Raw genomic sequence first — 19,739 nt, forward strand, 5'->3', positions numbered from 1 at the left:
GGATCATTTGTTAGCGTCGATGAGCTGAAGCGCATCTAGAATCACAAATCCAACGGTCCCGGAATTGCGGATGGTGATGACCGTTTCAGCCGCAGTATCCAGTTCCACGTGGCCGATGCTGCGGAACGCCTCGCCTGCTGCGAGCGGCTGAGTCTGGTCCACCGTGAGCTCGGTCTTACGCCCACCACATTCCACCACCACAGGCACCTTCGTGGCCCGTGTCTCATGGGGTGAATAGGCCATGCGCAGCTCATAGCTTCCCGTCATGGGCACTTTGCAGCGGAAGACGGCTCGAGACTGGCCGTCGCCGCGTTTATCGTCATGCAGATAGCCGGTGCCGATGTGCGGTTTGAATCCCGAGGAATGACTCCACTGCCCCTGGAGTTCGGCCTGCGTGTCATCAAGCACGATGCCTGGCAGGGTTTTAGGATCAATGCTCATCGCGCCCTGCGGCTCCGGCTTCACCTCAGGCAGCACTGGAAGATCCAACACCTGTTTCTGCGCCAGCAGCCGCTCACGCAGCGCAGGATAGGGCAGCCTTTGCACCGTGAGCCCCTGCTTCGCAGTCAGCGCAGCGGCGATGCCCGCACTCTGTCCGAGGATCATCCATGTGGGCTCCACACGGATGGAGGAGATGCCCACATGCGTGCAGGACAGGGCCACGGGCACGAGCAGATTGTCGCACTCCGCCGCCTTGGGAGTGATGGCCCGGTATGGCACGTGGTAGGGGTAGCCATGCCTGCGGCCTGCCATGCGCACGGGCATGATGGTGCCTTCATCCACCACCATGTCCCGGGTGCCCACACGCTGGCAGTCGTGCGAATCGATGGGGAAGGATGACACCACAATCGGATCCTCCTTCTTCGGCTCGTCCATGATGTCCTTCTGACTCAGCACATACTCGCCAACCATGCGCCGCCCTTCGCGCACGTAGAGCTGCGGCGACCAGTGGCCGTATTCGGCAAATTCATCACGGCACAGGCCCAGCTCGCTCATCTGCTGCCGCAGAGGCTCCGGCACTGCCGGATCAGTGCTGAGGAAGTGATACAGCTCCAAGGTGTACTGCTTGTGCGCCTCCCAGATCCTGGCGCGCCCTTCCTCATCTGCCTCGCTCCAGCCATTGCACGCGCCCACGAGCCCCATGGAAAACTGCTTCCCGATGCCGTTGTTCGCATCAAACTTGTTTCCCGGCAGCGGATACAGATCCCAAAGCAGATGGGGCCTTTTCTCCTGGGCGTAGTAGCGCCTCACCACCTCAAACCGCGCCGGATCATAGCTGGCAGGCCGTGGAAAGGGCACCCGGTTTGCCGGATCTTTTGTGACGCACAGCCGGAAACTGTACACCATCACATTCTTGTCCCCGGCTTCATCTGGACCGGCATCCTTGGTGGTGATCAGCGGCAGCGGTCTGCCCTCCGCGTCCACTCCTGATATGGCCAGCCTGGCCTTGGGGTACTGCTTTCCAGCCAGCGCTTCGCCAAATTCCTGCCGACCTTCACGCCCGATGGTCCAGCTCACTCCAGCCGCGGCCATCAGGTCACCTTCATAGGTGGTGTCGATGAAAACCTTCGCCGTAAAATCACCGTCTCGTGTCGTGATCCTAGTGATGTGTGCTCCTGCCTTGCTCACCTTTCTGAGCGCCTGCTTTGTCAGCACCTTTACGCCTGCTTCGTCCAGCATGGCCTTCGTCACCTGCGCCGCCACATGCGGTTCGTAGGTCCATGGCTTGTGATCCTTCTCGCTTACCTTGTATGGCAGCGCCACACCACGCTTCTGATAGTCCGCCTCCACCCGCAGATGCCATTCCTCAAAGAGACCCAGCACCGTGCTGCGCACCGTTTGATTAGAGTCGCTGAAACACAGCCCGCCTGTGTTCACACCGCCCACATGGTCCGTGGGCTCCAACAGGATCACGGAGGCGCCCTCCCGTGCGGCGGCGATGGCGGCACAGAAGCCGCCTGGAGTGGCGCCATAAACGATGACATCGGCGTCTGTGGCGCTACGCGCGACAAGGCTGAGAGCGAGAAAAAAAGCGAGGATGCGAGTCATGGTTTCCCACAAGGACACCACGCTGCTATTTTGGACATGATTATTTCACGCGGGCAGCCACGGCTCGATGCGCCGTCTCCTGCAGAAAGCGGGCGTAGCTGGCATCCAGCCCTTTCGGGATAAAGCTGCTGCCCACGGCACTCTCGCCAAACAGCACTTCATACCAAACGCACGCGCCCAGATACTCGCCTGCCATGTTGGCATGATGCCCGTCCATGCCCAGAGCCACCGGGCCGCCGTTCTTGGGCTTGGCCCAGCGCCAGCCGACATGCAGCGAATGAGTCTGATCAGGCAGCGCGGGCTGCTTGGCGGCCTTGGGATCAAAGGAGGTGTCGGCTTGATAAGCCCAGGTCTTGTCGGTGTCGGCCAGATGAAAGGCGTCCCCCGTCGGAATGATGCGCGCGTGAAACTCTGCCGCGATCTTGTCGTAGGCGGCACGCAGGCCGTTGTACATCTCTTCCTGCGTCTTGGGCTCTCCGGCAGCGGTGGAGGGCTTGGTGAAGCGCGGGTCATCCTTGCGGTATTCCCACGTCTCATGCACCAGCAGTGTGGCCTGCGGGGCGTGCTTGGCCACGTAATCACGCAGCCAGCCGGCATGAGGCTGGTAGGTGGCAAAGTCGTGGCTCTTGATGCTCGCCTGCTGGATCGTCACGTAGTCCCAGCGGTCCAGCTCCAGGCTCTCCTTCAGGCCACGACCGCTGGTATAGAGTCCGGCTTTGTCTTTGGCATCAGCCTCGTGCTTCTGCGCCTTCTCGGCATGCACCTGGAATGAAGCCCCACCGATGACCAGCGGTTGGTGCACCAGCTTGTGCCCGCCTGCTTTCGCCAAGTCTCCCAGGTAATGGGTGGCATTGGCAGAGAAGCTGTTGCCAATGGTCAGTAGCTTTACCGTTTTGGCCTCGCCCGCAAAGGACGAGGCACAGATCAGCAGCAGTGCGAAAAGCAGGGCCGGCGCTTTCATGAGTGTGTTTTAGTGGTGGCAGCCGCAGCCTTCGCCGCAGCCTTGGGGAAACACTTCGGCCTCGGTCGGCACCTTGCCGCGCTCGAGGCTCTTGCCCACGTAGCCGTTCACCACTTCGGCAATGTTGCGCAGCACGTCCTGGGCTTCCACAAAGCTCAGGATGGCGGTGTTTGCATCGCATTGGTCCTGCAGATCGGTAAAGCGGGAAATTTCCTCCCCGCTGGGCTCTTCTCCATGATGCTGCTTCTGATGCAGGGAACGACCGAGCGTGGCCATCTCGCGGTAGAGAGACACGGCGGCTTCATCGGCCAGGAACGCCTCGGCTTTTTCGCGGGCATTCTGCACTTCGCTGTCTGCCACGAGGACTTCGCACAGTTCGACGATCTTGGAGGTGATTTGGGGGGATGCTTTCATGGGGACGCGAGATTAGTCCGGAAAAGCCGATTCACAGGAAAAAGTCGGACAATTTCACCATGCCCGGGCCGCAGCCAGATTCTTTTTAAAACCCTCCCGCACCAGCGAGAGGTCGGAATCCATGGCGATCCAGGTGAACCCCAGCGCCTTGAGCTTCTCCTTGTCATCCGCATGGCGCACCAGAATGCCGCAGCCCTTGCCGTGGTCCCGGGCGGCTTTGACGATCACATCCACACACTCATCGTAGCTGCGCGCAGCCTTCTGCGCCTTCAGATCAAACGAGAGGTCTGCAGGCCCGATGAACAAGGCATCGATCCCTTCCACCGCAGCGATCTCGCCCGCCTGATCCACCGCTGATGCCGTCTCGATCTGCGCCAGAATGATCGGCTTGGGCATCTCACCCTCCGGCAGCCGCATGCCATAGCCGTAGGTGCGCACGGTGCGCGAGACACCCCGGTGGCCGCGTGGCGGGTAGTAAGCCGCATCCACGCAATGCCGCGCCTCCTCCACGGTGTTCACATGCGGCACCATGATGCCATGCGCGCCCCAGTCCAGCACGCGGCTGATCAAGTCCGCATGCGGCGCACTCACACGCACAATCGCAAGCATGTTGCTGCCACGCAGCGCGCGAAGTTGATTCGGCAGTGCGGCTTCAGATTCACAGCCGTGCTCGAGGTCGATCAAAACCCAGTCGAAGCCACACTCGGCCGCCAGCTCTGTGACCGCTGGAGAACCGATGGAAAGAAAAGTGCCGATGTGTGTTTTCATAGTTGGAGAATGTCAATGTCACTGCCCTCGCGCAAGCCCCGCAAAGCAAGCGCCAGGCGCGCTTGGGTAAAGTCTCGAAGAGTTCCTCCGTTGGTGCCCGCAGAGATCAGAAAGAAACCGTCATCGCGGTCAAAATAACCCGCACCCACACGGATCACCGCCTTGACGATCATGTTGCGCAGAAGATGCAGCCAGAAGCGCCGCAGGTGATTTTCCGGCAGTCCACGCAGGCTCTGATAGCCCTCAAAGGCACGCCGCAGAAAAGAGTGATCGTGAAAGCAGGCGAGCAGCGAGAGATCATCCATGGGATCGCCGCTGATGGCGTCATCGAAATCAATGAAGGCTGCAATGCGGTCCGTCTGGCCGAGTATGTTCCAGAGAGCCAGGTCCTTGTGCACCAGGCAGCCGGTTTTCAGATCTAGCAGCGCCCGGTGTCTTTCGATCTCTGCCAGAATTTCATCGCTCTGCTTCTCGGAAAGGAAGCCTCTTGAAACAAGAAAGGCCAGATGCTGATCCAGCCGCAGGTAGAAGTAGTCCTCATACGTCGCATGATACCCCTGCAGCGACTCATCCAGCACACCAAATCCAGGAAGCACGATCTGCTGCCACCGCGCGGCGGCAGCTCCGATGTCAAAAGCCACCTTCGGAACATCGAGGCTGCCGAGCTTGAACCAGTGGTTCAGATCCGGCGCCGGAATACGCTCCAGCGCCTGCCACGCAAAGGGCACCCGGCTGCGCGTGGCATCGCATGCATACACGCGTGGCGTGGGCACCCCGACTACACGCACACGCTCCAGCACCGCCGACTCCACCGCCAGATGCCCGTCTTTCTCAGGCCCGTTTTCCACGCGGACAAACATCGCGGCCCCGTCCACATCGGCATTCCAGGTGAGGTGGTTCCCCTGCCCTGCACCCGCGCTCAAAGTCACGGATTTCGCCTTCAGCTGACGCAGCAGCGCCTCGCGAAGCTGCTGCTCCATGGAGGGATCCACCCCGCCACGCAGCTGCGTGCCGTGAAACGCAGCAGGCCGGTCGCATTTCCAGTAATAGATGTCTCGGCGGCTCATTCTTGTTTCCAGCTTGAGGCCACAAGGCTCTGCATCATTGCATCCAGCGTCCGGAGAGAAGGTGTGATTTCCTGCTCGTGCTTCCCCAGCCAGCCAATGGCATCGGCCTCATATCGATTGAACCCTTTTTCCAGTTCGCCATACCTTTCCATGGACCATCCCAGATGCTCCCGCCCTTCAGATGTGGGCAGTCCCGGCAAGCCCAGTGGGAATGTGGCAATGATTTGGCAGGTGCTGTCATCTGACATGCCGAGAAACAGATAATGCAGTCCACCCAGCCGCATCAGTTCTGCTTCGATCGTCCATTGAGCCACCAGCCGGACACCGTGACCGCCAGTGAAATCAATCCGGCGTTTCAGGCACATGAAAGTCAGCGAGGCATCCATAAAAGCAGGCGACACATGAGGATTGTCATTCTGCAAAACTTCATCCATCTCACGCCGCAATCTCTGTCTTAGCTCACCAGCTTTGTCTTTTGTGTGGGTGCCATCCGTGAATGCCATGCCCCACTCTTCCGCCTTGTGCATGAGAATTTGCGGAGCCTCTGGATTCTCTCCGGCATTTTCCTGGTCGAAAGTGATTCCCTTTGGCACGGCAGCAGGAAACCGTAGCGCCCAGTGCTGCGGTCGGCAGCCATAGCTGGGCTTCAAAATTCGGTGATTGTCCGCCTGATAAGCCTTCCAGTCTTCTTTACTATATAAGGGCTTGATGGGCACTTTTTCGATGATGGCACTCTTTTGCCATATGGCAGGAATGGTGACAGCAAAAGCACCGGCTTTGACCACCACATTATCATCCTGCCGGGCATGGCTTTGACCGACCACGCCAGCCACCGTTGCCTGGATAAAGTTTCGACGATTCATGACAAGGTTCACGCATCCGGAGTCCGGCGTTTCCACCATGCGGCCATGAGGCCGCCCACGATGTTTTGCATCACTCCGCTAAAGACAGCAGCAGCGGCGGCCAGAGGCAGCAATGGAAAGTGCTCACGTGCCAAGGCTGCGGCCATGCCACCATTTTGCATGCCCACCTCGATGCTCACGGTGCGGGCCACGGATTCCGGATAGCGCAGCACCTTGGGGATGAGGTAGCCCACCACGAAACCGCTGATGTGCAAAAGAAACGCTGCCAGCGCCAGCCGGCCAAAATGGGCCGAGATGGCATCTGCACTGGCGGCCACGATGCCCCCGCTGACAAACGTGAAGGCCAGCACCGCAATGGTGGGGCCACAAGCTCCGATCTGATCTGCAGTGCGTGGCATCTTCCAGCGAATGAGCACGCCCAGCACGACAGGTGCCACCGTGAGCTGCAAGGCCGAAAGGCACAGCCCCCAGGCATCCACCGGCACGTACTTGCCGGCCAGTGCGCTGGTCCACATGGGCGTAAAAAAGAAGGCCAGCAGCGTGGATGCAAGGGTGAGAACCACCGACAGCGCCACATTTGCCCGTGCGAGGTAGCTGATCATGTTGGACGCCATGCCCCCGGGGCAGCTGGCCACGAGAATAATGCCCACGGCGAGCCCGGGATCGAGATTCAAAACCTTCGCCACCATCCACCCGGTCAGTGGCATGATGGTGTACTGTGCCACAAAACCCAGCGCCACACTGCCGGGCATGCGCGCGATGGCCTTGAAATCGTCCACGCTGAGCGTCAGCCCCATGCCGAGCATGGAGGCCGCGAGCGACCAGAAGATCCATGGCTTGTCAAACCACAGCATGGTCTGCGGCTTGAAGAAGGCGAGCACAGCGAGGCTCACGAGCCACACGGGATAGAGATTGTTAAACCAGTTGAAGAAGCGGATCATGGGAGGTCGTGCAGTTGGTTGAAGGGGCGGAGATCAAGGATGAGTGTCACGCATGACGACTCCTGATCCGCTGATGAGCAGCACCAGTTTTTTGAAACGCAGCCGCTCTCCCTTGATGACATCTTTACTGTATAGGTTCACACGATTGATGTCACCCGGGAACAATTGCGTCTCAGGCACTTCGACCTTGGCAAAGCCTGCGCTTTTCAGAGCCTCCTCCTGGCAGGCAGCCCCAGGTCGCGAGGCAGGTGTCAGTGCGTACAGCGTTCCTGCCTTGACGACTTCCGCGTCGATCATTTCAATGCTCGTGCGCAGAAACGGCAGTCCCCGCACCTGCTCTGGCATGGCCTCGATCACATAATCCCGGTCTGTGAAAAGCCTGGTTCCCAGCTTCATCTCTGCTGCCTCTGCGGGAGCGTGCGCAGGCCAGACGATGCGCTTCTGCCCTTGCTGCGATTCAAAGCCACCCACATCCTCTAGCTTTCCAAACATGATGCGCTCCTTTCGGCTCGCGTCCTTGTCACCTTGGGTGACCACCAGCCAGATCACGCCTTCATGTCCGTGGAAGGTGGGATACTGGAAGGACTTCGGCGTCTCAAAGCGGTATTTACGCTCCCAGGTTTTACCATCGCGAGAGACATCCACATTGAACACACTGCGGCTCACGCCCTGGATACGCGTGGACTCCTGCCAGCCCAGATAATAGATGCCGCCAAATTTGTCGAAGGTCGGCTTGGAGTTGCCGCCATTGAGCACGACTGGCAGCGGCTTGCCAGCGCTCCATGTCCTGCCATCGGCGCTGGCGGAAAAGTAATAGTTCCCTTTGTCATTGCGGCAGATCGCCATCCACGTGCCGTCCAGCAGTCGGTTCACTGCCGATTCACTCAGCGCCTCGGCCTGCGGCTCGTTGTAATGGCCGAGCACTTCCAGGGTCTCCAGATCATCATGCATCAGAGCGAGCGCGTTCTGCTTTCCGGTGAAATTGTTCAGTGCCACGTAGATCTTGCCATCGAACTTCTTGAAGGAATCAAAGATGAAGAATGATGAATCCACCGCCGGCCTGGCAAAGCCTTGAGCCGCTGCGTCCGCATGGAAATACTGCGGCTGAAAGTCAAACGTGCCTGCTGCGGCCTTCAGCTTCGCCTTGTGGATTGTGTCACGGAAAGCACCGGACTTCAGGTCAAAGTCGCGATACCACATCTGCGACTGCCTCTTTCCTGGGTCTTCGCTGGTAAAGTAGCAGCGCAGCGTGTTCGCATCCTTTTGCAGGATGCGCGGTACAAAGCACGCGCCCTCAGGCAGCGTCTCGTTCTCAAACCGTTGTCCGCCTTTGGCAAAGTCGATCACCTTTTCCAGCGCGAGAGTCTTCAAGTTCACGATGGACATCGTGGCGTAGATGAACGGCCATCCGGCGCTTTCTCCCGCCTTCAGGTCATTGGCCTCCACCACGATGTAGACACGATCTCCCACGCACGCAAACTCCGCATCGTGCGCACCCTTCACCTGCGGCGCCGTGGTGTTCACCAGACGCTGCATCACCACATCTCCAGCCAGTGCCGGATCCCACTTCGCCGGTATGATCTGAGGTTTCTCCAGTCTGCTGATCGTTTGCTTGAGACTCACAGCACCAGACACATTCTTGCCTGCCTCGACATCTTCCTCGCGGAACTTTGCCAGCAGGATCTCGCCCTCACCTTGCCGATCATGATCATACGTGATCCAGATCAGGCCATCACGGTCCTGCACGCCGTCGGGATACGAGACACCCTTGCGCTCATCCAGCAGCAGGCCCTCGTTCCAGGTCTTGCCGTCATCCGTGGAAATCTGCGCGGTGAGGTGGCTGCGTGTTTTGCCAGTGAAACCGTGATGATTCACCAGCAGCAGATTGCCGGAGGCAAGACGGCGGATGAAAAAGCGGGAGCCCGGATTGGGGATGGTGCTGGCCTTGGCCTCGCTCCAGGTGAGGCCATTGTCGGATGAATGACTCTCCCACAAAAAGCCGCCCCCCGTTCGTGTCAGCAGCCAAAGCCGACCATCCTTCAGTTCGGTGATCATGCACTCCAGCGCCCACTCTGGTGCTTTGAGCGCCCCATGCAGCCTCCATGTCTTTCCTTCATCGGTGGAGATGCCCACGCCCTGCAACTGCTTCGGTCCGGCAAACCATTCACGCACCGGTTCCATGGCATGCGTCACCGGCATGATCCACTCGCCTGAGGAAAGCACTGTGGGCTTGTTCATGCGAAAGGCATAAGGCCCTTCATATCCCACCCGGAGTTCGGCTCCAAAGACGGGCGGCGTGGCATCTGGATCATCGCAGATGCGCGCCCATACATCGTGCTTCGCGGTGTCCTTGTTGCCGCGGTTGAAGATGTACCAAAGCCGTCCCTTGGGATCAATCCACAGCGTGGGGTCAAAGCAGCGCGTTCCATTTCCTGGAGCAGCCATGACCTGCGGCCGCGTGAATGACTTTACCTGATCATCACTGTAGCAGAGGAGCACCGCATTCTCCGGCGAAGGCTCCTTGGGCCCGCCCGTAAACCAGGACGCAAACACACGCCCACGAGCAGTGCGCTCCAGTCCCGGGATACCCTGCCACGTTTCAAGACGTTCGCCCATCGGCTCGACTGCCTGGGCGCAGACGGTGGCGAGAAAAAGCAGGGTGCAGAATTGGCGGAGATTCATCGGCTTTATCAAACGTGACGTGAGGTGTGATTTCACCCTGGATTAAGCCGAAGAGGTGTTATGTTAACATGCTCCTCCCCCCTGCCCGCCGTTGCTCTTGTTCCTGACAGGCTGCGCCGCACATTCACTCTCCATCCATTCATACATGTCCTCCTCCGAAATCCGCTCCCTTGAACCCAAGCCCCTGTGGAACTGCTTTGCCGATCTCAATGCTGTTCCACGTCCTTCCAAGCGCGAGGAGCGCGTTGTCGCTTTTGTCGTGGCCTTTGCGCGGCAGCACGGCCTGCAGCACCAGATCGACTCCGCCGGAAACGTGATCATCCGCAAACAGGCCAGCGCAGACCGCAGGGACCGCCCCGCAGTGATCATGCAGGCTCATCTGGACATGGTGCACAAGGCCGCTGACGGCGTGATCTTCGACTTCGACAAACAGGGCATCGAGATGTGGGTCGATGGCGACTGGGTACGCGCACGTGGCACCACCCTCGGTGCGGACAATGGCCTCGGTGTTGCCGCCATCCTAGCGGTGCTTGCATCCAAGGACCTCTCCCATCCGCCCATCGAGGCGCTCTTCACTTTGGACGAGGAGCAGGGCATGGGCGGCGCGCTGGGCCTTCAGCCGGGACTGCTGACTGGCAAAACCATGCTGAATCTCGACTCCGAAGAGGACGACACCTTCACCATCGGCTGCGCAGGGGGCATCGACACACACGTCACCTACACTTACAGCGAGATCACGCATGCCTCCGCCCACCCCTTGGTTGAGATCCAAATCTCCGGTCTGCGCGGCGGGCACTCCGGCCTGCAGATCCACGAAGGCCGCGCCAATGCCAACAAGCTCATGGCCCGTATTCTAAGCGCCTGCGGAGAACAGGTCGTGGCGCTCTCCACCATGCGCGGCGGCAGCGCACGAAACGCCATCCCGGCCCGATGCATTGCCAGCGTGCTTGTTTTGGACCAGGCACGTTTTAAAGAGCGCTTTGAGCAGGAGACTGCCGGCATCCGCGAAGAGTTCCGCCTGATAGAACCCAGCCTCAGCATCACCTCAACGGCAGTGGATGCCACGAGCGGACCGGTGCAGGTCATGGCCGCAGAAGCTCAGCGCGCTTTCTTGCTGGCCCTGCAGGCATTGGTCAATGGCGTCTATCGCATGAGCCCCGTCGTCCCAGGCTTGGTGGAGGCATCCACCAATTTTTCCACCATCGACCTCGCTCATGGCAAAGCCGTGATCGGCAGCCTGCAGCGCAGTTCCGTGGAGTCGAGCAAGATCGATGTGGTCCGCTCTTTCCGCGCTCCTTTTGAGCTTATCGGCGCAGAGGCGCATTCGGGTGACCCCTATCCCGGCTGGAGCCCCAGCGCCGAGTCGCCCATCCTGGACAAGATGAAAAAGATCTACCGTGAACTCTTCGATCACGAGGTCAAGGTCAGCGCCTGCCACGCAGGGCTGGAGTGCGGCGTCATCTCCATGGCCTACCCGGACCTCGACATGATCTCCTTCGGCCCAAACATCCACGAGGCCCACTCCGAAAAAGAGTGCGCCAGCATCTCCTCCGCGCAGAAGTTCTGGAGGCTGCTCACCACGACACTGGCAGACCTGTAGTCTCGCTCACCGCCAGCCATGCCCGCCACTCAAGCGCCCACGCTCAAGGACATCGCCCGTGCCACCGGGTATTCCTTGATGACGGTGTCTCGTGTGCTGCGCGGCGCTCCCAAGGTCTCAGCGGAAAAGCGTGAAATCGTTCTCAAGGAGGCGAAACGACTGAACTACCAGCCAGACCCGCATCTCGCGCGCATGATGCAGGCCGTACGCGGCAGGAAGCAGCAGCGCGTGCGCGCCGTCATCGCTGTCATCCGCGAGCACGTGCCGCAGGATGGCCTTCTCAGCTCTTCGTATCAATACGTGCCCATCGATGACATCCGCAGCCGCGCCCATGGCCACGGCTATGCGGTGGAGGAGTTTTGGCTGGGGAAGGACGGGCTCACGCCCAAGCGACTGCAGAAGATCCTGCACGCACGTGGCATCGAGGGCGTGATCGTCTCGCCACAGAGCATGCAGCTCCCGTGCAGCAAGATCGACTACTCCCCCTTCGCCGCAGCGACCTTTGGCAATGCCATGAGCAGCCCTTCCCTGCACATGTGCGCAGGAAACATGACGCTGGGCATCCACATGGCCGCAGACCAGCTCACCACACGCGGTTATAAGCGCATCGGCGTGGCGGTCACACAGTGGATCGTGAACCGCTCCCAGTTTGGCTACAGTGGCGGACTGTTTCACTGGCAGCAGAGCCTGCCGCCTGCGGACCGTGTGCCACTGCTGCTCTTTCCCAGCAACGACATCAGCCAAGGCTTCGAGGCTTTTTCCAAGTGGATGAATGCCCACCAGCCGGACGCACTCGTCACCTTCGACACCCACGTGCCCGGCTGGCTGCGGCGGCTGGGCCTGCGCATCCCGCAGGACATTGGCTTTGTGGTGCACGACTGGACACCAAGAATGCCGGACTTTGCCGGCATCTATCAGCAGCGCGAACACCTTGCAGCAGCAGCCGTCGATCTCATCGTCACCCAGCTCTCGCAGCATGAGCACGGCGTGCCGGAAGTGCCGCGCCAGATCATGATCCCCCCGCGCTGGGTGGAGGGCCCCAGCGTGCGGTCGCTTGATTGATCACCTCGCCTGATTACAGCGCTTCGTAGGCCTTCAGCGCCGGCTCCATGGCCTTCAGTGCCGTGGCCCAGAACTCAGGCTTGGTAATGTCCTCCCCAAGGCTGCGTTTCACGACCTCTTCGCAGGTCGCGCTGCCCGTCATGGAGAGGAAGGCCTCGTAGCGCGGCAGGAAGGACGCGCCTTCTGCCTTGAAGCGGGCAAACAGCGCCTGGCTGAGCAGATAGCCAAAGACATACGGGAAATTGTAAAACGAAATGCCGCTGATGAAGAAGTGCATCTTCGAGGCCCAGAACATCGGGTCCGTACCGTCTTCGAGCAGCGTGTCTCCGTAGAGCTTGCGCTGCGCCTCATTCATGAGCGAGCTCAGGCGGCTCACGCTCACCTCGCCGCTCGAACGTTCCTTGTAAAAGGCCTTCTCAAACTCGTAACGCATCGGGATGTTGATCAGGTAGGCGTGCGCGCGCAGCATCTCCTGATCCAGCAGGTAGGCCTTGGTGGCTTCCGTGAGGCCGGGGTCGTTCATCAGCCCGTTGAGCAGGATCATCTCGCCAAAATTCGATGCAGTCTCGGCAAGCGTCATCGGGTAGTTTGCTGCAAACGAACGCGCCGGACGCAGCACGCAGGAATGCCAGGCGTGCCCCACCTCGTGCGCCAGCGTCACCATGTCATGCACCGTGCGGTGAAACGTCATGTACACGCGCTCCTCATGCTTGAGCTGGGAGCCTGTGCAGAAGGCTCCCGGCCGCTTGCCTGCACGCGGCTGCGCCTCGATCCAGCGCTGCGCCAGCATCTCGCGGAAATACTCGCCCAGCTTTGGATACGCGGCACTGAAGGCCTGGTCCACCGTGGCGCAGGCCTCGTCCCAGGTGAGTTCTTTCTCGTCGGGAGGCGCAATCTGCGGTGCCTCAAGATCGAAGTAATGCAGCGCAGAGGTTCCCTGCAGCTTCGCCGCCTTGCGCAGGGCACGACGCGGCAGTTCGATGTGCGCGTGGATCGCCTCCAGCATCGCATCCAGCGACTTCCGGCTCATGGCACCGTCAAACAATGGCGCGTCGAGAAAGTGCGGCAGGCCACGACGTCCATACAGGCTCAGCCGCGTTCCCGCGATGCCGTTCAGCCCGGCAGCCAGCGTCACCGCGTGGTCATTCCACGGCTTCTGCCCGTCATGAAAGGCCGCCTCACGCAGCTTGCGGTCAGGTTCGGACATCAGCGCGCGGCGGCGGGACATCTCCACGGTCTCCTTGTGTCCATCAGGAAAGGTCATTTCAAACTCCATCTTCCCGGTCAGCGTGTCATACAGCCGACCCCAGGCGTGCAGACCGTTCACATTGAGATCGGCAGCCAGCGCCTCCATCTCAGACTTCATCTGGTGCTGCCCCTCGTGGCGCATGCGCTTCACGGCATGCTCTGCATTTTTCAAAGAGGGATCTGCCAGCAGCGATTCAAACGCATCATCACTCAGCGCAGCCAGCGCCGAGCGCAGCGATGCCATGAGCTTGGTGCTTTCTGCTTCGAGCGTAGAGATCCAGGCCTCGTCGGCCTTCACCGCTTCATTGTTAGCATCGTCGGCGGACAAGCAGCCGAGATAGGCCGAGAGATGGCCGAGGCGGTCGCTCAGAGCCTCAAGCGCATTGATGACCTGCGCCATCTCGACGGTGTCGATGCTCAACGCCGCCGCCTGCTTTTTGAGCGCCTCCACATCACGCACGAGCGTGGCTTTAAATTCAGTGTAGTCGGCTTGGCCGAATCCGGAGAACCAGGATTCAAGGGACCAGCGATCAGGTGTGGTGGGTGCAGGATGGGACATGAGTGGAAATAGGGATGAATCAGCGGCTCACACGGCCTCCACCATCGCCCTGCATGAGGGCTTCGATTTCGCTACGCGTGCTGTAGTTGTAGTCGCCTTCGATGGAATGCGCCAGGCAGCCGGCTGCGGTGGCAAAGGCGACGGTGGTCTGCGGGTCGGAGTTTTGCAGAAACGAAAACACCAGCCCTGCGGTGAAGGCATCCCCGGCGCCGAGGCGGTCGATCACCTGGGTGATGGTGTGGCGTGGTGCGGTATGCAGTGCGTCAGTTGCCGCTTCGTAGAGCGCGCCGCCAAAGCATTGCGCCGCCGAAGTGCTGCCATCGCGCAGGGTGAAGGCCGCATGGCTGAGATTGGGAAACTCTTTGGCAATCTGCCTGGCCAGCGCCTGCAAATCTCCGCTGGATTCGATGCCCAGCATCGCAGTCGCATCGCTCACCCCGCCCACAAACACGCTCACCATCGGCAGCAGCTCCCGCATGGTGCGTGTGGCGAGCTCGCGTGCAGAGAGCGGCGGCTCCCAGTTCCAGAGCTTGGTGCGGTAGTTCATGTCGCACACGATCTTGATCCCGCGCCCCTGCGCTTCCCGCATGGCCACGCGTGCCACCTCGGCCGCGTTGCGCGAAATCGCCGGCGTGATCCCGGAGATCACAAACCACTCGCACCCGGCAAAGATCGCCGCCCAGTCATACTCATTGGCCGGGGTGATGGCCACCGAAGAGCCCTCGCGGTCATAGATCACATTTCCCCCGCGTTGATTGGCTCCATGCTCCAGAAAGTAGACTCCGAGGCGTCCGGCCGCCGTGCGCAGCACATGCTTTGTCTCCACGCCAAGGCTGCGAAGATCCGCCACGCACGCGTCCGCAATCGCATTGGCAGGCAGCGCGGTGACAAATGCCGCATCTGCACCGAGATACGCCAGCGCCGCGGCGATGCTGGCCTCCGCACCCGCAAAACTCGCCTGCATGCCGCCCGGCATGGCCTGCTGAAAACGCGCAAAGCCCGGCGTGGCCAGGCGCAGCATGATTTCCCCAAAGGTGACGACGCGGCTCATGAGCGGACCTGCTTGACGATGTCCGTGGCCTCACGTGCCAGCGCGGTGATCACATCCCAGCCGCCCTTGGCCACGATGTCCTTGGGTGCCAGCCATGAGCCCCCCAGGGCCAGCACCGCCGGCTCGCTCAGGTAATGCGCTGCATTTCCAGCACCCACACCGCCCAGCGGAATGAACTGCACGCCGAGATGCATAAACGGAGCCATGATGCTGCGCAGATAGCCCAGCCCACCGCACGGCTCCGAGGGGAAAAATTTCAGCACCCGGCAGCCTGCCTCGATGGCGATCTCGATATCCGTCGGCGTGCACACACCAGGGGCGAAGGGCAGCCCAATGCGGATCGCCTCGGCCACCACGCGTGGGTTCATACCCGGAGCCACGCCAAAGCTCGCTCCGGCCTCCTTGGCTTCATTGGCTTGCTTCGGTGTCAGAATCGTCCCCACTCCCACGGTCATCTCAGGCACTTCTGCCCGAATGCGCCGCAGTGATTCCAGCGCCGCATCTGTGCGCAATGTTAGCTCGATTCCATTGACCCCGCCCGCGAGCAGAGCCCGCGCCAGCGGGACCGCATCCTCGGCTCGGTCGATCATCAGGACGGCGATCACGCCGGTCTGGCGGAGCTGGAGGCGGAGGTTGTCAGGAAAGGCGGGATTCATTCGTGGAAGCAGGCGGGGGATCGACTTTTTGCAACCCCCTTGTACACCTCTCGGCACGCAGAATGGCACTTCTCCTGCTCTATGAACCTTCTCCCAGCCATGACACCAGCTCCTTCAGACACGACCATCCCCACGCTTGGTCCTTGCTTGATCCATTCGCCCCTCCACCGCATCGGCGGCGTCGATGCCCCCTTCAAAGTGGATGCTGTGGACCGCATCCTGTACCACAGCCATCTACTCGAGGAAGGACGTGATGTCTCCAGCCCCAGCTACGAAGAAGCAGGACCGCGTGAGATGGTATATTTCGATCCCCCCAAAACTACCGTTGGCATCGTCACCTGCGGCGGGCTCTGCCCCGGCCTGAACGACATCATTCGTGGCATCGTCCACCGCTGCCACCACCAGTACGGCGTGGCTCGTGTCTATGGCTTCCGCTATGGGTATGAAGGGCTCGTCCAGCGCTTCGGCCACACACCCCTCCTGTTAAAGCCCTCTTCCGTGGACCAGGGCCACCACTTCGGCGGCACCATGCTCGGAAGCTCCCGTGGCAAGCAGGACATCGGCGAAATGGTGGACACCCTGGAGGACATGAAGGTGGACATTCTCTTTGTCATCGGTGGAGACGGCACCCTGCGGGGTGCGGCGGAGATCGCCAAGGAAATCGAGCGGCGCGGCCTGAAGAAAGCCATCGTCGGCATTCCCAAAACCATCGACAACGACATCCGCTATCTCGATAAAAGCTTCGGTTTCGAAACCGCTTTCGATGCCGCTGTGCAGGCAGTGAAATGCGCCTATGTGGAGGCCACCGGTGCCGTCAATGGCGTCGGCCTCGTCAAGCTCATGGGCCGTGATTCCGGCTTCATCGCCTGCTACGCCGCACTCGCCGGCAGCAATGTGGATTTCGTCCTCATTCCCGAGGTGCATTTCGAGCTCGATGGCGAAGGCGGCCTCCTCGAGTTCCTGCGCCAGCGCCTCATGAAGCGCGGCAGCGCCGTCATCGTCGTGGCGGAGGGCGCCGGCCAGCATCTCATGCAGACCAGCGACGAGACCGACGCCAGTGGCAACAAGCGCTACGGCGACATCGGCCCCTTCTTGAAAGACCGCATCAATGCCTTCTTCAAGACGCGCAAAACCGAGGTGAACCTCAAATACATCGACCCCAGCTACATCGTCCGCAGCGTCCCCGCCAATGCCCAGGACAACGTTTACTGCTCACGCCTCGCTCAGAACGCCGTGCACGCCGCCATGGCCGGCAAGACCAACATGCTTGTCGGCCGCTGGCACGGCTCATTCGTTCACCTGCCCCTGGATCTCGTCATCAATGGCCGCCGCAAGGTGGACCCCACCCAGGAGCTTTGGCACAGCGTTCTCGAATGCACCGGCCAGCCAGCCGTCATGAAATAAAACGCTCTGCATCCTGCCTACCGCCGCTACTTCAGCGGCGGCAGCTTGGCACTGTAATGCACCGCACGGTGGCGGTTATCATCAAAGGCAAAGTGCAGCCACTGCTTGTCCTGGCTCACAAAGCCGTCCGGGTAGTTCATGCGCCCCTTTGGCCCGTCCACGGACTCCTGCTGCAGCACTCGCTGGTAGGGCCAGGTCTTCATCCCGTCAAAGCTGATCCAAAGCGCCATCGGGCTGCGGTGCTTGCTGTTGGGATTGTGCAGGATCGCCACGGTATCTCCGCCCAGATTGTAGAGCGTGGTCTTGCTGCCCGGATTCGGGATCGGCGTGATGCTCGCAAATTCCGGCCACGTCAGGCCGCCATCCTTGCTCTCCGCCTTGTAGAGCATGCCACCCAGCCCATCCCCGCGGATCACCATCGTGATACGCCCATCCGGATGCTCAAAGAGGTCATTCTCCGCCCAGCCAAAGTAGCGGCTGTTGGGCGTCAGGCGGATGTTGCCATGCTCGCTCCAGGTCTTGCCGCCATCCTTGCTGATCAGCACCCCGTTGCGCGGATTGGTGAAGTCGCGCTCCAGCGGCGGGCGGTCCTGCTGGTCATCCGGGCCGATGTAGTGCTGGAAGGGAATCATGATGCGGCCGTCTTTGCAGACGATGTGCTTGCGGATGAACGTGCGCTCTTTCAGACGCCCTGGCACTTCATACGGCTTGCTCCAGGTCTTGAACGAATCATCGCTGGTGAGAAACCACGAGCGCCAGTCGTTGGCCCAGTGCTTGGAATGCGTGGAGAAAAACAGCGTGCTGCGCTGTCCCAAAATCATGAGCTCTGTCGGGCCCTGACCGATGGTCTTGCCTTCACGGGGGAAGCCCACGTCAAAACGCTCCAGCGGCGTCCAAGTCTTGCCCATGTCATGGCTGCGGGTCACGCCGGTGTAGTTCAGCGGACTCGGCTCTGTATCGCCACCGGCCAGTATGAAGAGAATCCAGGAGCCGTCCGGCAGCTCGCGCAGTGTGGTGTCGCAAACCATCTTGTTTGGAGTCACCCCATCGTATGGAATGCTCTTGAAGTCCTGCTTCGCATCCTCAAGCGCCTGCACGGCCCACTTCGGATCCGGCGTGATAGCCTTCGGCAGCTTCGGTGCCAGCGCCTTGTTCACCAGATCCTTGCCCACCTTGGACCGGCGTTTGATCTCCTCCGGGTCCATCGTCAGCTTGCCAATCTCCGCCTGCTTCTGCATGTCCTCCTCGGTGAATTTAACGTGCAGGATCTCCGCATCGCTGTGCCGGTTCCAATCATAGAGAATGTGGATGTCCCCATTCGGTGCCTGAAAGCCATCTGGATAGGACACCTCGCTGCGGTCATCGATCAGGTAACCCTTTCCCCAGGTCTTCCCATCATCGTCGGAAAGAAAAGCCTTCAAGTTCGAGCGGCGCGGCAGCCTCACATTGATGGGTCCGTTCTTCACGAGGATTAGTTTCCCCGATGCCAGACGGCGGATGAAAAACCGCGCGCTGCAGTTCTGGATCGCAGACGGCTGTGGCTCGCTCCATGTCGCACCTTTGTCACCAGAGACACTCTCGCTGATCCCGTCTTTCGTCCGCGCCAGCATCCACAGGCTGCCGTCCTTGCGCTCCACGATCATGTGCTCGTCGAAGTCCGTGCCTGGAAACGCCACCCCACCGCGCCGTGTCCAAGTCTTCCCCTGGTCCGTGCTGGCAAACACATTCGCCATGCGGATCACATCCAGGTCTTTGTGCGCTTCTTTGTCCACGCCGGGGCCGTGCATGCGGTCGCGTGTCCAAAGAGAAACGGGCAGCAGCCAGTCGCCATTGCTCAGCACCGTGGGCTTGTTCAGCGTGCAGCCGTCCGCAAAGCGCACCGGCGCAGTCCATTTCGGCTCCGCAGCATCAGGATCGTCGCAGCGGATGTACCAGTCGCCGCCACGTCCGTCAAAGTAGCCGAGGCTCTGGTCAAAGAAGCACCACAGGCGGCCCAGCGGATCGGTCCACAGATTGCCCACCAACGCACGGCGCTCATACTTCACCCCGTTCAGCTCACCATCCTGTGGATCGATCACCACCCGCGGTTTGCTCCATGTTTTGCCGTCGTCATCACTCGTCGCCAGCATGAAGAACCCGTTCGGCGAATCCCCGTTTCCCACCCACGCCGCCCACAGCCGCCCTTTGGGCGTGCGGTCCAGGCCAATGATCATGTTCCCCGGGCGCTTCTCCGCATCATACTCCGGCCCCGGCTGCATGTTGATGACCGGCGCCTCAAGCGCAAGGTCCAGCAGGGCTTTGTTGTCCTGAGCGACGGCAGTCGCAACGAGCAGTGAGAGAAGCAGGAGCGTGAGTTTCATGGTTGGATGTGCTTACCAAAACGCCTGCTAGCCCCCTCTTCACAGCTCCAGGCT

15 protein-coding genes are annotated in these 19,739 nt (G+C 60.6%); 3 read left to right on the forward strand and 12 right to left on the reverse strand.

All coding sequences use genetic code 11. The features are described from left to right. Positions 1-3 precede the first annotated feature (3 nt). The 8 genes from ACZ5WW_RS12320 to ACZ5WW_RS12355 are packed head-to-tail and all read right to left on the reverse strand — an operon-like array spanning position 4 to position 9,745. Complete coding sequence (locus tag ACZ5WW_RS12320) at positions 4-2,049, reverse strand: FAD-dependent oxidoreductase (protein ID WP_377167957.1); 2,046 nt, start codon at positions 2,047-2,049, stop codon at positions 4-6. 40 nt (positions 2,050-2,089) lie between these two features. Beyond that, entirely contained in the window at positions 2,090-3,010 is a 921-nt protein-coding gene (locus ACZ5WW_RS12325; RefSeq protein ID WP_377167959.1) for a DUF4886 domain-containing protein, read from the reverse strand. Between the two features lie 9 nt (positions 3,011-3,019). Beyond that, a complete protein-coding gene (locus ACZ5WW_RS12330; protein ID WP_377167961.1) occupies positions 3,020-3,424 on the reverse strand; it encodes a YlbF family regulator in 405 nt (134 codons plus the stop codon). Between the two features lie 54 nt (positions 3,425-3,478). Further along, complete coding sequence (locus tag ACZ5WW_RS12335; RefSeq protein WP_377167963.1) at positions 3,479-4,192, reverse strand: HpcH/HpaI aldolase family protein; 714 nt, start codon at positions 4,190-4,192, stop codon at positions 3,479-3,481. Next, positions 4,189-5,259 (reverse strand): phosphotransferase family protein, encoded by a 1,071-nt coding sequence (locus ACZ5WW_RS12340; RefSeq protein WP_377167965.1) that lies wholly within the window; start codon positions 5,257-5,259, stop codon positions 4,189-4,191. Before ACZ5WW_RS12340 ends, ACZ5WW_RS12335 begins: the two co-directional genes overlap by 4 nt. Continuing rightward, complete coding sequence (locus ACZ5WW_RS12345; RefSeq protein WP_377167967.1) at positions 5,256-6,122, reverse strand: hypothetical protein; 867 nt, start codon at positions 6,120-6,122, stop codon at positions 5,256-5,258. The genes ACZ5WW_RS12340 and ACZ5WW_RS12345 overlap by 4 nt, the downstream gene beginning before the upstream one ends. A gap of 8 nt (positions 6,123-6,130) precedes the next feature. Further along, a complete protein-coding gene (locus ACZ5WW_RS12350; RefSeq protein WP_377167969.1) occupies positions 6,131-7,063 on the reverse strand; it encodes a bile acid:sodium symporter family protein in 933 nt (310 codons plus the stop codon). A gap of 33 nt (positions 7,064-7,096) precedes the next feature. Then, on the reverse strand, positions 7,097-9,745 hold the full coding sequence (locus ACZ5WW_RS12355; protein WP_377167971.1) for a sialidase family protein: 2,649 nt from the start codon (positions 9,743-9,745) through the stop codon (positions 7,097-7,099). Positions 9,746-9,890: 145 nt separating this feature from the next. On the opposite strand from ACZ5WW_RS12355, the gene ACZ5WW_RS12360 reads away from it, so the two are divergent. Further along, positions 9,891-11,345, forward strand: coding sequence for an aminoacyl-histidine dipeptidase (locus tag ACZ5WW_RS12360; RefSeq protein WP_377167973.1), 1,455 nt, complete (start codon positions 9,891-9,893; stop codon positions 11,343-11,345). Between the two features lie 18 nt (positions 11,346-11,363). Further along, on the forward strand, positions 11,364-12,407 hold the full coding sequence (locus ACZ5WW_RS12365; protein WP_377167975.1) for a LacI family DNA-binding transcriptional regulator: 1,044 nt from the start codon (positions 11,364-11,366) through the stop codon (positions 12,405-12,407). A 13-nt stretch (positions 12,408-12,420) separates the two neighbouring features. Here the strand turns inward: ACZ5WW_RS12365 and ACZ5WW_RS12370 are convergent, their stop codons facing one another. From ACZ5WW_RS12370 to ACZ5WW_RS12380, 3 genes are read right to left on the reverse strand one after another with little or no spacing between them, the layout of a single operon-like run. Then, positions 12,421-14,214 (reverse strand): M3 family oligoendopeptidase, encoded by a 1,794-nt coding sequence (locus ACZ5WW_RS12370; RefSeq protein WP_377167977.1) that lies wholly within the window; start codon positions 14,212-14,214, stop codon positions 12,421-12,423. A gap of 19 nt (positions 14,215-14,233) precedes the next feature. Then, the gene (locus tag ACZ5WW_RS12375) at positions 14,234-15,265 is read right to left on the reverse strand and encodes a PfkB family carbohydrate kinase (RefSeq protein WP_377167979.1); all 1,032 of its coding nucleotides are present in this window, start codon (positions 15,263-15,265) and stop codon (positions 14,234-14,236) included. Beyond that, entirely contained in the window at positions 15,262-15,921 is a 660-nt protein-coding gene (locus ACZ5WW_RS12380; RefSeq protein ID WP_377167981.1) for a bifunctional 4-hydroxy-2-oxoglutarate aldolase/2-dehydro-3-deoxy-phosphogluconate aldolase, read from the reverse strand. The genes ACZ5WW_RS12375 and ACZ5WW_RS12380 overlap by 4 nt, the downstream gene beginning before the upstream one ends. A gap of 81 nt (positions 15,922-16,002) precedes the next feature. Between ACZ5WW_RS12380 and ACZ5WW_RS12385 the strand changes: the two genes are divergently transcribed. Next, a complete protein-coding gene (locus ACZ5WW_RS12385) occupies positions 16,003-17,325 on the forward strand; it encodes an ATP-dependent 6-phosphofructokinase (RefSeq protein ID WP_377167983.1) in 1,323 nt (440 codons plus the stop codon). Positions 17,326-17,351: 26 nt separating this feature from the next. Here ACZ5WW_RS12385 and ACZ5WW_RS12390 read toward each other — a convergent pair whose 3' ends face one another. Continuing rightward, positions 17,352-19,685 carry a sialidase family protein gene (locus tag ACZ5WW_RS12390; protein ID WP_377167985.1) on the reverse strand — a complete coding sequence of 778 codons (2,334 nt, stop codon included), beginning with the start codon at positions 19,683-19,685 and terminating at the stop codon, positions 17,352-17,354. Positions 19,686-19,739: the final 54 nt, after the last annotated feature.

It is taken from the genome of Prosthecobacter fluviatilis, assembly GCF_055388355.1.

Excerpts from the sequence above, each read along its gene's own strand:
- ACZ5WW_RS12350 (WP_377167969.1), bottom strand. The coding sequence starts at position 7,063 with ATGATCCGCTTCTTCAACTGGTTTAACAATCTCTATCCCGTGTGGCTC.
- ACZ5WW_RS12345 (WP_377167967.1), bottom strand. The coding sequence starts at position 6,122 with ATGAATCGTCGAAACTTTATCCAGGCAACGGTGGCTGGCGTGGTCGGT.
- ACZ5WW_RS12385 (WP_377167983.1), top strand. The coding sequence starts at position 16,003 with ATGAACCTTCTCCCAGCCATGACACCAGCTCCTTCAGACACGACCATC.
- ACZ5WW_RS12375 (WP_377167979.1), bottom strand. The coding sequence starts at position 15,265 with ATGAGCCGCGTCGTCACCTTTGGGGAAATCATGCTGCGCCTGGCCACG.
- ACZ5WW_RS12340 (WP_377167965.1), bottom strand. The coding sequence starts at position 5,259 with ATGAGCCGCCGAGACATCTATTACTGGAAATGCGACCGGCCTGCTGCG.
- ACZ5WW_RS12325 (WP_377167959.1), bottom strand. The coding sequence starts at position 3,010 with ATGAAAGCGCCGGCCCTGCTTTTCGCACTGCTGCTGATCTGTGCCTCG.
- ACZ5WW_RS12390 (WP_377167985.1), bottom strand. The coding sequence starts at position 19,685 with ATGAAACTCACGCTCCTGCTTCTCTCACTGCTCGTTGCGACTGCCGTC.
- ACZ5WW_RS12330 (WP_377167961.1), bottom strand. The coding sequence starts at position 3,424 with ATGAAAGCATCCCCCCAAATCACCTCCAAGATCGTCGAACTGTGCGAA.
- ACZ5WW_RS12355 (WP_377167971.1), bottom strand. The coding sequence starts at position 9,745 with ATGAATCTCCGCCAATTCTGCACCCTGCTTTTTCTCGCCACCGTCTGC.
- ACZ5WW_RS12360 (WP_377167973.1), top strand. The coding sequence starts at position 9,891 with ATGTCCTCCTCCGAAATCCGCTCCCTTGAACCCAAGCCCCTGTGGAAC.
- ACZ5WW_RS12320 (WP_377167957.1), bottom strand. The coding sequence starts at position 2,049 with ATGACTCGCATCCTCGCTTTTTTTCTCGCTCTCAGCCTTGTCGCGCGT.
- ACZ5WW_RS12370 (WP_377167977.1), bottom strand. The coding sequence starts at position 14,214 with ATGTCCCATCCTGCACCCACCACACCTGATCGCTGGTCCCTTGAATCC.
- ACZ5WW_RS12335 (WP_377167963.1), bottom strand. The coding sequence starts at position 4,192 with ATGAAAACACACATCGGCACTTTTCTTTCCATCGGTTCTCCAGCGGTC.
- ACZ5WW_RS12365 (WP_377167975.1), top strand. The coding sequence starts at position 11,364 with ATGCCCGCCACTCAAGCGCCCACGCTCAAGGACATCGCCCGTGCCACC.
- ACZ5WW_RS12380 (WP_377167981.1), bottom strand. The coding sequence starts at position 15,921 with ATGAATCCCGCCTTTCCTGACAACCTCCGCCTCCAGCTCCGCCAGACC.